Genomic DNA, 14,274 nt, shown 5'->3' with positions numbered 1-14,274 from the left:
AATAAATGTCTAGTCTTTTCTGTGTTAGAGTTATTACTGCAAAAAGCAGTGCTTGTACTAGTGGAGAACACTTACAAAGCAGGTTTCTTCTGTCTTTGGTCGCTTGTTATTCTACAAAAAGGAAGCTTTTCACTCTTTATTTTCGATAGAGTTTATTATATTGGTAGTAAGGGTCAAAGGTAACGTTAATCCCTAGTTTTCGGAGGACATTTTTGTCCTCATCTGTCAAAATGATGGTTGAGTGAGCTTCGGATCCTTTTAGATTACCTAACTCTTGCATGGCACGAGCCGCATCCTTGTGGTCACGGGCAGTAATAGCAAGGGCGATGAGGATTTCGTTTGAGTGGAGGCGTGGGTTATGGCTACCGAGGTGGTTGGTCTTGAGTCCTTGAATCGGTTTAACAACTTCAGGTTCAATGAGCTTCGTCTCTTTAGGAATTCCAGCAGACTTCTTAATGGCATTAATCAGAGCGGCAGCAGTTGGACCAAAAAGTTCAGAGTTTTTACCTGTTACGATATCACCATTTGGTAATTCCAGTGCGATGGCTGGGTTTCCTGTTTCATCGGCTTTTTGTCTAGCAGTAAGAACGACTTGACGATTTTCTGGAGTGATTCCCAAATCATTCATTATGAGCTCAATTTTCTTAATGGCAGTTTCGGAAACTTTTTCAGCCTTAAAATCCAGTAGCGTTTGATAGTAACGACGAATGATTTCTTGCTTGGAGGCTTCAACAGCCGCATCGTTATCGGTAATGGCAAATCCAACCATATTGACTCCCATATCTGTTGGGGAATTATAAGGGGATTGTCCAAGAATTCGTTCTAACATGCGTTTCAAGACAGGAAAAATTTCAATGTCACGGTTGTAGTTGACCGTGGTCTTGCCGTAAGTTTCTAAGTGGAAGGGATCAATCATATTGACGTCATCGAGGTCTGCAGTGGCAGCTTCATAGGCTAAGTTAACTGGGTGGTGTAGTGGCAAATTCCAAACGGGGAAAGTTTCAAACTTGGCATAGCCAGACTTAATTCCATTGACCTGGTCATGGTACATGTTGGACATGCAGGTAGCCAATTTCCCAGATCCAGGTCCAGGGGCAGTCACGACGATGAGATTGCGACTGGTTTTGATGTAGTCGTTTTTTCCCATGCCCTCAGGCGAGATGATATGGTTCATATCGGTAGGGTAGCCTTTGATAGGATAGTGGAGATAAGAAACAATTCCATTTTTTTCTAGTTGGTGACGAAAAGCATCTGCAGCGACTTGTCCTTGGTACTGAGTGACAACAACAGATCCGACATAAATGCCCAGCTCGTTAAACTTATCAATGAGACGAAAGACTTCCTGGTCATAAGAGATTCCTAAATCTCCACGAGCTTTTGAGTGTTCGATATTGCTAGCATTGATAGCAATGACTACTTCTACCTGCTCTTTTAATTCTTGTAGCAGTTTGATCTTATTATCTGGTTCATAACCAGGGAGGACACGGGCAGCATGGAAATCTTCTAACATTTTTCCACCAAACTCAAGGTAGAGCTTGCCGTCGAATTGGTTGATCCGCTCCAAGATATGGTTGCGTTGCAAGTTTAAATATTGTTCAGAACTAAATGCTTGTTTTTTCATTGTCAAAATACCTCTGTTGAAAATTATATCAAAAAGCAGAGGAAAATCCAAAGGAAATAGTGGTGGTTTCGTTGACAAGACGGTACAAGCTTGCTAGACTAGAAGAAAACAAGGAGATGGATATGGCACGGATTTTAGTGATAGAAGATAATAATGATATCCAAGAGATTTTACGGGGGTTACTCGAAGAAAATCACCAAGTACTACAAGCCTTTTCTGGGACAGAAGGGGTACGTTTGTTTGAGCAGGAGTCAGTAGACTTGGTTTTGTTGGATATTATGATGCCTGGAAAGAATGGGGATGAGGTATTGGAGGAAATTCGCAAAACGAGCCAAGTACCTGTCATTATGCTGACGGCTCTAGGGGAGAAAGATTTGATTAGTCAGTATTTGCTGGCTGGTGCCAACGACTATATCGTCAAACCTTTTAACTTGGATGAAGTCTTTGCTCGTGTGACGGTGCAGTTGCGCAATCGAGACCTGGTTTCCCCTGCCGCTCCTGTCCTTGAGGAAAAAATAGTGAAAAATATCGCTATCAAGGAAGATACTTTTGAAGTGGTTTGTGGGGAGAAGGCGGTGCGCCTAGGTAAAAAAGAATACCAGATTTTCCAAACCCTGCTCCAGCATCCTAAGAAAATTTTCACCAAGGAAGAACTCTATGAGAAGGTTTGGGAGGATACCTATCTGCCTGGGGACAATGCCCTTAATGCCCAACTCAGTAATCTCCGCAAGAAACTAGCGCAGGTGGACGACAGCACAGACTATATCCAAACCGTTTGGGGACTGGGTGTGCGCTTGAAAGGAGAGGACTGATGGTGTGGATAATTCTCTTACTAGTTCTACTTGCACTTACCCTCTTTTACTTGGTGCGTTATGTGTTAGCCTTGAGAAGCTTATCACGTCAAATTCAGGCCAAGATTGCTAGCGGTAGTCAGACCAGGTTGACTTCTAATTTTCATAGTTCTAGCTTGGTAGAGTTGACCGATCAGGTGGAGAGCTTGTTTGAACAGATTGATAAGACCAATATCATCGCTATGCAAGAAAAAAAGACCTTGGATATGGCCATTAGTAATATTGCACATGACATCCGCACTCCCTTAACTATAGCAAGTGGTTATACCCAGCAGCTGGAGCGAAAAGACCAGGTGGATATGGCTGTTTTGGAAAAAATAAAGACTAATCTAATGGTGGTATCCAAACGTTTGGAAGCTCTCTTAGAGTACCGCAGGTTACAAGAAGGTGCCCAACGAGTAAACATGGTAGATGTGCAGATTTCTCAACGAGTCATTCAGCAGGTATTTAACTACTATGATGCTTTTCAGAAAGCTGAGATTGAGCTAGACTTACAGGTGGAGGAGGGCCTGAGCTTGCAAACAGATCCTGACTTGCTGGAGCGTCTCTTGCAAAATCTCCTCAGTAATGTCCTTAAACATGGTAAAGAGGAGGCTGTCTTGACTCTGGCAAAAACCGATGGGCAGGTAATTCTCGCAATCAAAAATAGGGTACAGCACCCCATCCAGCACCTCGACAAGCTGACCAACCGCTTTTATTCGGAAAACCTCTCCGATACCGAGGAGTCGTCGGGTTTGGGGCTCTATATCAGCCAGCAGTTGACTGAGGTCTTGGGGGGAGACTTCCAGCTGGCAAGTCAGGGAGACTGGTTTGAGGTGACGGTCGCTTTATAGGAAAAACACGCTTGGTCCCTTAACCAAGCGTGTTAAGCTTTAGAGATTTTTCTTGCGGAAGACGCTTAGTCCTAAGAAAGTGAAGACCAAGGTAAAGGTCAGCGCAACGAGGCTGATGTTGGTAGCGAATTTCGTATTTTCTATCATAGCATATCCAAAGTCCAGACTAAAATAGCGGAAGAGCTCAATATTAGGAAAGAAAACCATGGGCATGCTGAGGAGGACATTTCCCAAGATAAAGGCAACAAAGGCTGCTGAGATCGAGTGGGTCAGGTGGAGGATAAAACTGACAATACTGATCCAAGCCAGCGTGCAAAGGAGTTGCACTAACACTGTGACTGCAAAGTCACCGATAAAGTGATCAGGAGCAGTGCCTAAACCGTGGAACAGCGTACCAGTGATAAAGACCAACGTATAGGATAGGGCAATCTGAAAGAGTGAGATAGCCATCACGACAGCTGTCTTGGCAAAGTAGTAGCCAGTGCGGGATACACCTGCGGTCAAGTTGTTTTTGTAGAGTTTTTGGGTTAAATCCACACCCAAAACAAGGGAGACTGCTACCAGAGTAAAGAGAACTGTCATACTCATACTGTTTGAGTAGAGTCCAAGAGCACCAAAACCGGTCCAAGCTGAGCTTGCAGGCCCAACCATACTGTTTCCATTTTGCACTCCAACGTGTCCAGATGCTCCAAAGAGTGTCCCAAACAGGACATTGAGTGCTAGCAATGCCTCTGTAATCCAAAATCCCTTTGAGCGAAATAACCGATAAAAATCTGCTTGAATAGTATGTAACATAATAATCTCCTAATCTCTTTCTACTAAATCGGTAAAGAAGTTTTCCAAATCCTGACGAGCATAGTAAATCTCATCCACGTTTATGTTTCCGTGTACCAACTCTTTGACGATAGACTTGATATCATTGGCCTGACCAAATATATGAATTTCTCCATCCGAGCTGACTACTTTGATACGGTGCTGGAGCTGGTCTTGCAGAACTTGACTGGCTTGAGCCAGCTGGCTTGTTTTAAGAATGATATAGTCCTCGCTTTGCTCCTCAAACTCGCTCTTAGTGATTTCCTTGATCAGACGTCCCTGGTCGATAATACCAAACTTGGTTGCAACCAGATAAAGCTCAGAAAGGATGTGGCTAGAGATGATGATGGTCATGCCTAGTTCTTCATTGAGCCGTTGCACCATGAGGCGAAATTCCTTGATACCAACAGGATCTAGCCCATTGATAGGTTCATCCAGGATAAGCAAGTCAGGTTTTGCAATCATGGCGATGGCAATGCCTAGTCGCTGTTTCATCCCTAGAGAAAAGTTGCGGAATTTTTTAGAACCCGTATCAGCCAGCCCCACATAGTCCAGCGTTTCTGCGATAACCTTGTCAGGATTTGCGATGTGGCGTGCCTTGCAGTAGTAGAGCAAGTTTTGATGGGCGGTTAGGTGGTTGTGAGCGACAGGAGTCTCGATGACAGATCCAACTCGTTTCAAGGCTTGCGTCCATTCGCTATGCGTGCTAGAGCCAAAGAGAGAAACGCTTCCCTCGTTGGCTTGGATGAGCTGGGTCAGCACCTTGATGAGCGTTGTCTTACCAGCCCCGTTTTTCCCGATTAGTCCGTAAATCTCTCCTTTACGGATAGTCATGCTCAGATTGTCTAGGGCAAGTTGGTTGCCAAATTTCTTAGATAGGTTTTTGATTTCTAATACTTTTTCCATGGTGTCTCCTTTTTAATCTAGGCGATTTCCTAGCAAATCATAAATCATTTCATCGTCTTCTTGGTCATCTGTATTTTCTAAAACAGTTGTTTTAGTATAGTTGATTTTTACATCTAGACCAAAATGATTATGAGTTAATCCCCAGACGCCAATAGCAACGAGTGTAACAAAGGTCACGATAACGATTTTCTTCTTCATGAGTGAACTCCTTGATGTGTTATTTTCTTTTACACTTACGATTATACAGGGCAAATTTCAAATAACCATCAAGCAATTCTCAAATATTTCTAAAATTTGGGAGTAAACCAGAAATTTGTAGCTCAAAAGGCCGAATTTCGATATTTTACTCCCGCAAGTCCAAGGCTGATTAGGAGCTTTTCCGAGCCGATTAGACGAAAGAAAAGCTCCTAATCAGCTAATGCGATAAGATAAAAAGTGTGTGAACTTTGAATAGGTGAGGCGGATATAGAAAAATCACTCCTTATTGAAGTGATTTAGAGATTTTCAAGAAATTGCTGAATTTCATCAGCAAAACTATCTGGAAAGTCGGTATTTAAGGTATGGGTACCATTTTCGATAATCCTTAAGTGAGCCTCTGGTATCAGCTGGCTTAGCTTTCGACTGGCCGTGAGATTGGGCTTGTCTTTGCTACCACATAGGAGGAGTGTTGGAAAGGGCATGTTGTTGCCTTTTCTGTTAAGTCTAGTTGTTTAAGTTCTTTGAGGATCGAAATGATCTGTTTTTTATTGACTCCCTGTTTTTTAAATAGGTTATTAGGGATGAGTTTGAATATTAGGATTTGAAGTTGATAAAGTAAATGACTGGATAACTTGTATTGAGAGCCTGAAAGGACTAAGGCTTTTAAGAAGGGGAGTTCTTGGTTGATTAAATCAAGAGCCATGACGCCCCCTAAGGATAGTCCAATCAAGGCAAAGGGTTCCTCTTGTCCTCTCAGGAGTTTCAGGATAGCTTGTTTAGCTACTCTATAGGATTCGGTTCTAGTGGGAAAAAGGGCAGGCGCCAGACTGGGATAATCTGAGAGTTTTTCTTGAATAGTTATCCAAGAATGCTCATCCTGACCTAAACCATGTAAGAATATTAGTTTCATACGATTTCTCCCATCTCTAGCTCATAGATGCCTCTTACAGCATTACAAGCATAAACTTTGTCAGCTTTTTTCAAGTCATCCAATGTAAGGAATCTTTCTGTTGCCTGTCCTGTTTGAAGGAGGTGCTGTCTGTATATCCCGTTTAAGATGCCTAACTCCACGGGGGGAGTGTAAAGCTGTCCATCGAGTTGTAGGATAAGATTTCCAATAGAGGTTTCCAGCAACTGTCCTTGCTTGTTATAGTAGATTTGTTCTTGAATGTCGATAGTTAAGTGTGGTCTGTGGCTGGTTTTGAAGTAGGTGAACGGCGTAGCAAGGTTAGCTGTTTGTGGTGTTAAGATAGGTTTGCAGAAGGATTTTGAAAGTGGCAGTAGCTCTTGCAATTCAAGATCTACTGCTCCAGTTTTGTTCAAAGAAATCCGCAGTCGGTAGTCTAAATTCAAGTTTAGTTGAACTAGTGCTTGTGCTAGGGTTTCTCGTAAACTTCTTTCATCAAATGGGTAAGCGAAGTAGTAGCTAGCGTCCTTCAAACGCTCAATATGTTGCTCTTGAAAAGTCAGCTTTCCTTTTTCAATCTTTCCTGTCGTTATCAGATCAAATGGTGGATTCTTTCGATAGAGGACAGCAGATTTCTGCTTGGTTTCTTGATATTCAGACTCCCAAGTACTGTCCCAGGTAATACCTCCCCCTACACCGTAGATGGCTTTTTTATCCTTTTTTTGGATTGTTCGAATGGCTACGTTGAAAATGGAAGTGCCGTTTGGAAGGAGAATTCCTACTGTTCCACAGTAGACTCCACGAGCCTGTTGTTCAACTTTTTTGATGATTTCCATAGTGGAAATCTTGGGGGCTCCTGTGATAGAGCCACAAGGGAAGAGAGCCTGAAAAGTCTTAACTAAACCGATATCAGGACGGAGGGTACTTTCTATGGTCGAGGTCATTTGCCAGACAGTCGAATATTGCTCTACATCGCAGAGTTTGACCACTCGTTCGCTTCCCACTTCAGAAATGCGATTCATATCGTTGCGCAACAAATCAACAATCATCATATTTTCAGCTCGGTTTTTAGGATCTTGTGCCAGCCAGCTAGCTTGAGCGAGATCAGATTCTCTTGTTAGTCCTCGCTGAGTGGTTCCTTTCATGGGACGAGTGGTGAGGGTTCTACTGTCCTGTCTGAAAAATAACTCGGGGCTGATGGAAATGACCGCCATCTCATCGTGTTCAACATAGGCGTTGTAGGCTGCATTTTGTTCAACGACCAACCGGTTATAAATAGAAAAGCTATCTGCTGAGAGTTCTTGTTTTAATTGAACAGTATAGTTAACCTGATAGGTATCTCCTTGGCGGATATGATGGTGGATGGTGGCGATAGCAGCTTCATACTCAGCAGCAGAGGTCAACTCCTGCCACTGCTTGGGCATCTCCACATCGTCATAGCTCAGGGGAAACCCCTCTGTCTCAACCCGATCATGCACGGTGAAATAAAGCAAATACTCTTCAAGCAAGGGAGCAGAGTAAACCTGCAATTTTTCCTCAAAAGCAGGAGCTGCCTCATAGCTGACATAGCCCACCACATAGTAACCAGCTAGCTGGTAGCGCTCTGCTTCGGCTAAAAGCGACTGAACCTCTGTCACCTCTCGTGTCTTTAACTCTTTGATGGGCTGGGTGAAAATCTGTCGCAAGCCCAACTCTTTAAAATCAATCACAGTTTTCTTATGCATAGTTTGAGTATAGCATAAAATAGAGGAGAAAGGTATAGGGAAAAACAGTCTCTGTGGCTATATCGCGATAAAAATGGATACAACTTATCAGACTTTATAGGTAGTCATGTATTGAGGACTTTCCCTGAAAATATGTAGTATCCATGGTCATGAGTCACAATATATGATAGAATAAGGTATCGTTAACATGAAGGAGGAGATATGAAAAAAATTAGAAAATCCTATCAACTTATCATTTTTACAGGACTGGTATTGGCTTTTGTCCTTTACATAGGCACTATCTGGCAAGGGGTTCAAAGTTTGCTGAGTGTCTTTTTTCCCATTATCTTGGGAGGGATTTTAGCTTTTATTTTTAATGTCCCTATGAAAAAGATAGAGCAAGTCTTAGCTAAATGGAAACTTCCTCAAGCGAGTCGTCGTAGTTTAGCCCTTTTTCTGGAGGTGGTGTTCTTACTGCTGATTTTGGGTGGCATGGTGTGGGTCATCGTTCCTACTTTGACGACGGTAGCTTCACAGTTGACTACAACAGTAAACAAAGTGGTTCCTCAGCTGGTTACTTGGGTGCAGGACTCTGGTCTAGTTAGCTCTAGTCAAGTTACAGAACTAACCCAGCAACTACAAAGTAGTGGACTGATGTCACGTGCAGTCTCTTTCCTCAGCAGTTTGACAGGGAATGTCAGCTCGATTTTGAGTAATCTTTTTACCGTATTCATGTCGCTCTTTCTCATGTTTGCTATGTTAGGAAGCAAGGAACAGTTGCGATCGATGACAATTCGGCTCTTGAAGGTTAGTTTGCCAGAGAAAGCAGTAGAGCGGTTTTCCTATATTGGCAAGGTTTTGGTGGAAACCTATGACAAGTTTCTTATGGGGCAGCTGATTGAGGCAGTGATTGTTGGTATTTTAGTTTTTCTTGCTTATACGGTGACAAGGCTTCCTTATGCTGCATTAACAGGGGTTTTGGCTGGGGTGTTGTCCTTCATCCCCTATATTGGCCCATTTTCGGCCTGTGTTTTAGGCGCTGTGTTTATCTTTACTGTTAGCCCTATGCAGGCCTTACTATCTATCGTCGTTTTTCAAGTCATTCAGCTTATTGAGGGGAATCTTATCTATCCACGTGTGGTAGGGCAATCTGTTGGCCTTCCTTCTCTTTTTACGTTAGCTGCGGCTCTTATCGGTGGCAATCTCTTTGGTTTACTGGGGATGATTTTCTTCACCCCTATCTTTGCAGTGATTTATCGATTGGTAAAGGAATGGGTTGTAGAAAGAGAAGAAAGACTATCGTAGCCTGATAAAGAGGTCAATAGGAATAAAAAGATTGGCGGTGGAGTGGAACTAAATTTTTCAAAATTTAGTTCCACTCACTTTTTGTTTCTAAGCTCAGACTGAAAAGATTCCCCAAACCTTTTCAGTTCCAGCCCGCGAGGCTCTCACAGTCCACTCGGACTGTGAGAGGTTGGAGATAAAACAAACGCAGTTTGTGTCAAAATAGTCCGAGTGGACTGTGAGAGGTTGGGTATAAGGAAAATAGAATTTTCCTTAATGTAGGAACTTTTTTTGAGTATAAAAGACGAACAGTCTTGACACATCCTAACGGATGTGTTATCCATAACCTCAAAACTCCCACGGCAGCTTTTGAGCCATTAGCTACCGCATAAAGATTTTTTTATCAAAACAAAGAGAGGATGAGATTTTTTGTCTCAGCCTCTTTTTTTTAAAAAAACTAGTTGAAATGATTGACATTACATCTTAAAAGAGATATAATTTTTGGTGTAAACGAAAATGTTACAACAAAAAAACAATTTTTGGAGGATGAAAAGATGAAAATCGCAGTAATAGCAGCAAATGGACAGGCGGGGAGACGAATCGTTGCAGAAGCAATCCATCGAGGACATGATGTGACTGCTATCGTTCGAACAGAAAATCAAACTAAGGCCGAGCAGGTTATCCAGAAAGATCTCTTTAATCTGACAAAGGAAGATTTGGTAGGATTTGATGTGGTTGTATCCGCTTTTGGTGCTTTTACACCTGAAACGCTACCTTTACATAGTCAGTCTATTCACCACTTTGATGAGCTTTTATCAGGAAGCGAGACACGTCTTTTAATCGTAGGTGGAGCAGGTAGCCTCTATTTAGATGAGAGTTTAACCACACGTCTTTTGGATACGCCTGACTTTCCTGAAGAATTCAAACCTTTAGCTAGCGCCCAAGCAGAAGAGTTAGATGTGATTCGTACGAAGAAAAATCTTCAGTGGACTTTTGTTAGCCCAGCAGCTGATTTTGTGATAGAAGGAGAACGTACAGGAGATTATATCTTAGCTGGAGAGATCTTTGCTACCAATAAAGAAGGGATTAGTCAGCTTAGTTATGATGATTATGCTATCGCAATGGTAGATGAGATTGAAGGGGGGAAACATATTCAAGAACGGATTTCGATTTTGGGGAGATAGCTTCATGAAAGCCTGTAGGTATTCATTGTAGAAGCAGGTTTACATTAGGGATGATAAGGATTAAAATTTGATGAGGTATAGAGGGTGGAAAAGTATCTAGCTTTTGATAAAAAGTAATAGTTGCATGACGTAGTGGTTGATTGCTATCTCTGTTTGTTTTCTTGCGATTCAAGGATGACCTAATCAACTGTGCAGGGGTGGGAAAGTTAACTCTCTTTTACTAATCGGAATTTTTTCCACTCCCACGTGGAGTCATAAGTGATGATGAGTTTCTTAATGGCTAATGTGAAGAGGGGTATCACTTTACTAAACAAAAAATTGGTAAATAAAATGAGGAATCTACCCAAGTATAAGGTGGATTCCTCGTTTTTTATGTTAGTTAGACGAAAGAACTTATTTTCTGAGGGCTTAGCCTCTTCCTTTCGTATTGTTTTTTCGGAAATGGGATAGCAGGTTTCTTTTATAGATGCGGAGGAAGGGATTTGAACCCTCACACCCGATGGGCACATGCGCCTGAAGCATGCGTGTCTGCCGTTCCACCACCTCCGCTATGATTATATAGTATAGCGGTTTTTCTAATAAAAATCAAGCCTGAACAAATAAAAAAATGTTAGTGTTGAACTTCTTTCAAAGGGTAAAGGGGGGATTTTTAGTCTGATTTTCTAAAGGGTTGAATGAATGAGATAGGCAGTTCTGTAGGTTTTAAAGTTGACAAAAAGGTTTGAAAATTAGATAATAGTCAAAGATAGTCAATGTCAAAAATCGAGCCGGAAGAAAGGAGTGCTATGGGAACAAAGAACACATCAGATAGTATAGAAGCCTATATCAAGGAATTACTAGCAGGGATGGGAATAGCCGAACTTCGTCGTAGTGAACTAGCAGCTATTTTTAAGGTGGTTCCCAGTCAAATTAACTATGTCATCAAAACTCGTTTTACGGAGAGTCGGGGCTACGTCGTTGAGAGTAAGCGTGGCGGAGGTGGTTATATCCGTATTGGAAAGATTGAGTTTTCTGACCATCATGAGTTTTTACAGGATTTAAGGGCGAATATTGGTGAACGGATTAGTCAGCAGTTTTTTGAAGACCTGATGTTAATGCTTCAAGAAAGAGATATCCTAACGAAGCGAGAAGCTTTATTACTCATTTCTAGTAATCTAGACTCGATTTTGGGAGAAAAAGCAGATAAGATACGAGCCAATGTACTTGTTGCGATATTACAACAGTTAGATAGAAAAGGATAATCAATGAAACATTCAATAGCATTACAGGATAGTTTAAAAGGTGCTCAGATTTTTGCAGGGCATTTTGAGGGTAATTATTTAGAGACGTGGCATCTGTTGATTGCCTTTAGTAATAATCCATATAGCGTTGCAGGTAGTAGTATGTCGGAGTTTCCCCTAGTTCTCGATCGGTTGGAAAATGCTGCGAGTGACATTACAGGGAAAGTCTATCAAGAGGATTCGTTTGAGCAAACTCGTCCATTTTCGAAACGACTCCTTCATTTGTTTGAAGAAGCAGAGAAGATAGCAGGAGTTGTAGCTGCCAAGGAAGTAGGAACGGAACACGTCCTTTTTGCAATCTTTATGGATAGAGGTAACGTTGCATTGCGTATCCTTGAGGAGGCAGGTTTTGGTTATAGCGAGGAAGATGAAGTTAAAATGGCTGATCTTCGTAGTAGTCTAGAGAACAAAGCAGGATGGACAAAAGAGAATATTAAGGCTCTTCGGATGCTTCATAGAGGGCAAACGAAAAGTACGAATAGCATGAATCAGATGCTAGGTATGCCTCAAACTCCAAGTGGTGGCTTAGACGATTATACACGAGATTTAACAGACCTGGCTCGCCAAGGAATTCTTGAACCAATTATTGGGCGAGACGAGGAAATTTCTCGTATGATTCAGATTCTTAGTCGCAAGACGAAAAATAATCCAGTTCTGGTCGGAGAAGCTGGTGTCGGAAAGACTGCTCTTGCTTTAGGGCTTGCTCAACGGGTAGCGACTGGTGAAGTTCCAGCGGAACTAGCCAAAATGAGAGTGTTAGAGTTGGATCTTATGAGTGTAGTTGCAGGAACACGTTTTCGTGGAGATTTTGAAGAACGAATGAATAATATCATCAAGGATATTGAGGAAGATGGTCAGGTAATCCTCTTTATCGATGAACTCCATACGATTATGGGTTCTGGTTCTGGAATTGATTCCACACTGGATGCAGCTAATATTTTGAAACCGGCTTTAGCACGAGGAACCTTGCGGACTGTTGGTGCTACTACTCAGGAGGAGTACCAAAAGCACATAGAAAAAGATGCAGCTCTTACTCGTCGCTTTGCTAAGGTCACAATTGATGAGCCAACAGTGAAGGATAGTATTGCGATCTTACAAGGTTTAAAAGAGAGCTACGAAACACATCATCATGTAACCATCACAGATCAAACGATAGAGGTGGCTGTCACCTATGCACATCGGTATCTGACGAGTCGTTATCTTCCAGACTCGGCTATTGATTTATTGGATGAGGCGGCAGCTACCGTTCAAAATCGTATGAAGGCAGGCAAAATAAGTGATGATATCTTTAGTCCAGCAGATTACGCTTTGTTAGATGCTCAGTGGAAACAAGCAGGTAAACTCTTGTCGGCAGATGAAGACACCATTGTGAAGAAAGGCATCGTTGAGCCAGAGGATATTCTTTCTACTCTTAGTCGTTTATCTGGCATTCCTGTACAAAAACTTTCACAGACAGATGCCAAAAAATACCTTAATCTTGAAGCGGAACTCCATAAACGTGTTATTGGTCAAGAACAAGCGGTTTCAAGCATCAGTCGTGCCATTCGCCGCAATCAATCAGGAATCCGCAGCCATAAGCGTCCGATTGGTTCCTTTATGTTTTTAGGACCAACAGGTGTCGGAAAAACTGAGCTGGCCAAGGCCTTGGCTGAAGTGCTCTTTGATGATGAATCTGCTCTAATCCGTTTTGATATGAGTGAATACATGGAGAAATTTGCTGCCAGCCGTCTTAATGGTGCCCCTCCAGGTTATGTGGGGTATGAAGAAGGTGGAGAGCTTACGGAGAAAGTCCGCAACAAGCCCTATTCTGTGCTTCTCTTTGACGAAGTTGAAAAAGCACATCCAGATATCTTCAACGTCCTCTTGCAGGTTTTAGATGATGGGGTTTTAACGGATAGTAAAGGACGTAAAGTTGATTTCTCAAATACGATTATTATCATGACCTCAAATCTTGGTGCAACTGCTCTTCGAGATGATAAAACGGTTGGCTTTGGTGCTAAGGATATCCGTTTTGATCAGGAAAATATGGAGAAACGTGTTTTTGAAGTACTAAAACGGGCTTATCGTCCAGAGTTTCTAAACCGAATTGATGAAAAAGTTGTATTCCATAGCTTAACTGCTGAGCATATGCAGGAAGTAGTAAAAATTATGGTGAAACCACTCATTTCTTCTCTGAAAACGCAAGGGGTTGACCTTAAGTTCCAGCCTTCTGCTTTGAAACTTTTAGCGGAGAAGGGATATGACCCAGAAATGGGAGCTCGTCCGCTTCGTAGGACCTTGCAAACGCAAGTAGAAGACCAATTGGCTGAGCTTCTACTAGCTGGTGACTTAGTAGCAGGTCAAACCATAAAAGTGGGGGTTAAGGCTGGAAGGCTCAAGTTTGACATCACAAACTAGTGGAACATCTATATTTCAAGAACTAGACGGAACTATTATAAAAATGCATCCCTCCTTTCCTGTTTAAGTAGAAAGAGCCGACGAAAATGCGATGATACAAGACACTGTTTCTTGTATCTAAGTTACTGGTATATAGAATTGTTCAAAAAAGAGGTCAATTTTTTCTAGATTCAAACAATTAAGAAGATATAAAAAAACGAATGAATTTCATTATCTAGAGCATCTAGATAGGTGGCATTCGTTTTTTCTTGTATGGAGAAGCTTTAAAATACACGAATTTTAAAACTAATACTCTTT

11 protein-coding genes, 1 tRNA gene and 1 pseudogene are annotated in these 14,274 nt (G+C 41.9%); 6 read left to right on the top strand and 7 right to left on the bottom strand.

All coding sequences use genetic code 11. The features are described 5' to 3' along the window. Positions 1-136: 136 nt before the first annotated feature. Positions 137-1,621, bottom strand: coding sequence for a DUF1846 domain-containing protein (locus STRDD10_RS04865; RefSeq protein WP_067193591.1), 1,485 nt, complete (start codon positions 1,619-1,621; stop codon positions 137-139). 122 nt (positions 1,622-1,743) lie between these two features. Between STRDD10_RS04865 and STRDD10_RS04860 the strand changes: the two genes are divergently transcribed. Then, entirely contained in the window at positions 1,744-2,433 is a 690-nt protein-coding gene (locus tag STRDD10_RS04860; protein ID WP_067193590.1) for a response regulator transcription factor, read from the top strand. Positions 2,434-2,441: 8 nt separating this feature from the next. Beyond that, positions 2,442-3,305: a sensor histidine kinase gene (locus tag STRDD10_RS04855; RefSeq protein WP_197458304.1), complete on the top strand. Its 864-nt coding sequence runs from the start codon at positions 2,442-2,444 to the stop codon at positions 3,303-3,305. A gap of 39 nt (positions 3,306-3,344) precedes the next feature. On the opposite strand, the gene STRDD10_RS04850 is transcribed toward STRDD10_RS04855, so the two are convergent. The 5 genes and pseudogenes from STRDD10_RS04850 to pabB all read right to left on the bottom strand — a co-directional run bounded on the left by STRDD10_RS04850 (position 3,345) and on the right by pabB (position 7,853). Then, a complete protein-coding gene (locus STRDD10_RS04850) occupies positions 3,345-4,100 on the bottom strand; it encodes an ABC transporter permease (RefSeq protein WP_067193588.1) in 756 nt (251 codons plus the stop codon). 9 nt (positions 4,101-4,109) lie between these two features. Further along, positions 4,110-5,024, bottom strand: coding sequence for an ABC transporter ATP-binding protein (locus tag STRDD10_RS04845; RefSeq protein WP_067193586.1), 915 nt, complete (start codon positions 5,022-5,024; stop codon positions 4,110-4,112). A 12-nt stretch (positions 5,025-5,036) separates the two neighbouring features. Beyond that, positions 5,037-5,222: a hypothetical protein gene (locus STRDD10_RS04840; RefSeq protein WP_067193584.1), complete on the bottom strand. Its 186-nt coding sequence runs from the start codon at positions 5,220-5,222 to the stop codon at positions 5,037-5,039. Between the two features lie 296 nt (positions 5,223-5,518). Further along, a pseudogene (locus STRDD10_RS04835) lies at positions 5,519-6,132 on the bottom strand (alpha/beta fold hydrolase). Then, the gene (pabB, locus tag STRDD10_RS04830; RefSeq protein WP_067193581.1) at positions 6,129-7,853 is read right to left on the bottom strand and encodes an aminodeoxychorismate synthase component I; all 1,725 of its coding nucleotides are present in this window, start codon (positions 7,851-7,853) and stop codon (positions 6,129-6,131) included. The pseudogene STRDD10_RS04835 and the gene pabB overlap by 4 nt, the downstream one beginning before the upstream one ends. 201 nt (positions 7,854-8,054) lie before the next feature. On the opposite strand from pabB, the gene STRDD10_RS04825 reads away from it, so the two are divergent. Together STRDD10_RS04825 and STRDD10_RS04820 are read left to right on the top strand one after the other, a co-directional pair. Continuing rightward, a complete protein-coding gene (locus tag STRDD10_RS04825; RefSeq protein WP_067193579.1) occupies positions 8,055-9,137 on the top strand; it encodes an AI-2E family transporter in 1,083 nt (360 codons plus the stop codon). Positions 9,138-9,670: 533 nt separating this feature from the next. Continuing rightward, a complete protein-coding gene (locus STRDD10_RS04820) occupies positions 9,671-10,300 on the top strand; it encodes an NAD(P)-dependent oxidoreductase (protein WP_067193577.1) in 630 nt (209 codons plus the stop codon). A 467-nt stretch (positions 10,301-10,767) separates the two neighbouring features. Here STRDD10_RS04820 and STRDD10_RS04810 read toward each other — a convergent pair. Then, a tRNA-Leu gene (locus tag STRDD10_RS04810) sits at positions 10,768-10,849 on the bottom strand. Between the two features lie 236 nt (positions 10,850-11,085). On the opposite strand from STRDD10_RS04810, the gene STRDD10_RS04805 reads away from it, so the two are divergent. Continuing rightward, on the top strand, positions 11,086-11,541 hold the full coding sequence (locus STRDD10_RS04805) for a CtsR family transcriptional regulator (protein WP_067193575.1): 456 nt from the start codon (positions 11,086-11,088) through the stop codon (positions 11,539-11,541). 3 nt (positions 11,542-11,544) lie between these two features. Next, on the top strand, positions 11,545-13,977 hold the full coding sequence (locus STRDD10_RS04800; RefSeq protein WP_067193574.1) for an ATP-dependent Clp protease ATP-binding subunit: 2,433 nt from the start codon (positions 11,545-11,547) through the stop codon (positions 13,975-13,977). The last annotated feature ends 297 nt before the right edge of the window (positions 13,978-14,274 follow it).

Source organism: Streptococcus sp. DD10 (assembly GCF_001578805.1).
Lineage (GTDB): Bacteria > Bacillota > Bacilli > Lactobacillales > Streptococcaceae > Streptococcus.
This window is presented reverse-complemented; position numbering and strand designations above follow the sequence as displayed.

Excerpts from the sequence above, each read along its gene's own strand:
- STRDD10_RS04865 (WP_067193591.1), bottom strand. The coding sequence starts at position 1,621 with ATGAAAAAACAAGCATTTAGTTCTGAACAATATTTAAACTTGCAACGC.
- STRDD10_RS04860 (WP_067193590.1), top strand. The coding sequence starts at position 1,744 with ATGGCACGGATTTTAGTGATAGAAGATAATAATGATATCCAAGAGATT.
- STRDD10_RS04850 (WP_067193588.1), bottom strand. The coding sequence starts at position 4,100 with ATGTTACATACTATTCAAGCAGATTTTTATCGGTTATTTCGCTCAAAG.
- STRDD10_RS04845 (WP_067193586.1), bottom strand. The coding sequence starts at position 5,024 with ATGGAAAAAGTATTAGAAATCAAAAACCTATCTAAGAAATTTGGCAAC.
- STRDD10_RS04840 (WP_067193584.1), bottom strand. The coding sequence starts at position 5,222 with ATGAAGAAGAAAATCGTTATCGTGACCTTTGTTACACTCGTTGCTATT.
- pabB (WP_067193581.1), bottom strand. The coding sequence starts at position 7,853 with ATGCATAAGAAAACTGTGATTGATTTTAAAGAGTTGGGCTTGCGACAG.
- STRDD10_RS04825 (WP_067193579.1), top strand. The coding sequence starts at position 8,055 with ATGAAAAAAATTAGAAAATCCTATCAACTTATCATTTTTACAGGACTG.
- STRDD10_RS04820 (WP_067193577.1), top strand. The coding sequence starts at position 9,671 with ATGAAAATCGCAGTAATAGCAGCAAATGGACAGGCGGGGAGACGAATC.
- STRDD10_RS04805 (WP_067193575.1), top strand. The coding sequence starts at position 11,086 with ATGGGAACAAAGAACACATCAGATAGTATAGAAGCCTATATCAAGGAA.
- STRDD10_RS04800 (WP_067193574.1), top strand. The coding sequence starts at position 11,545 with ATGAAACATTCAATAGCATTACAGGATAGTTTAAAAGGTGCTCAGATT.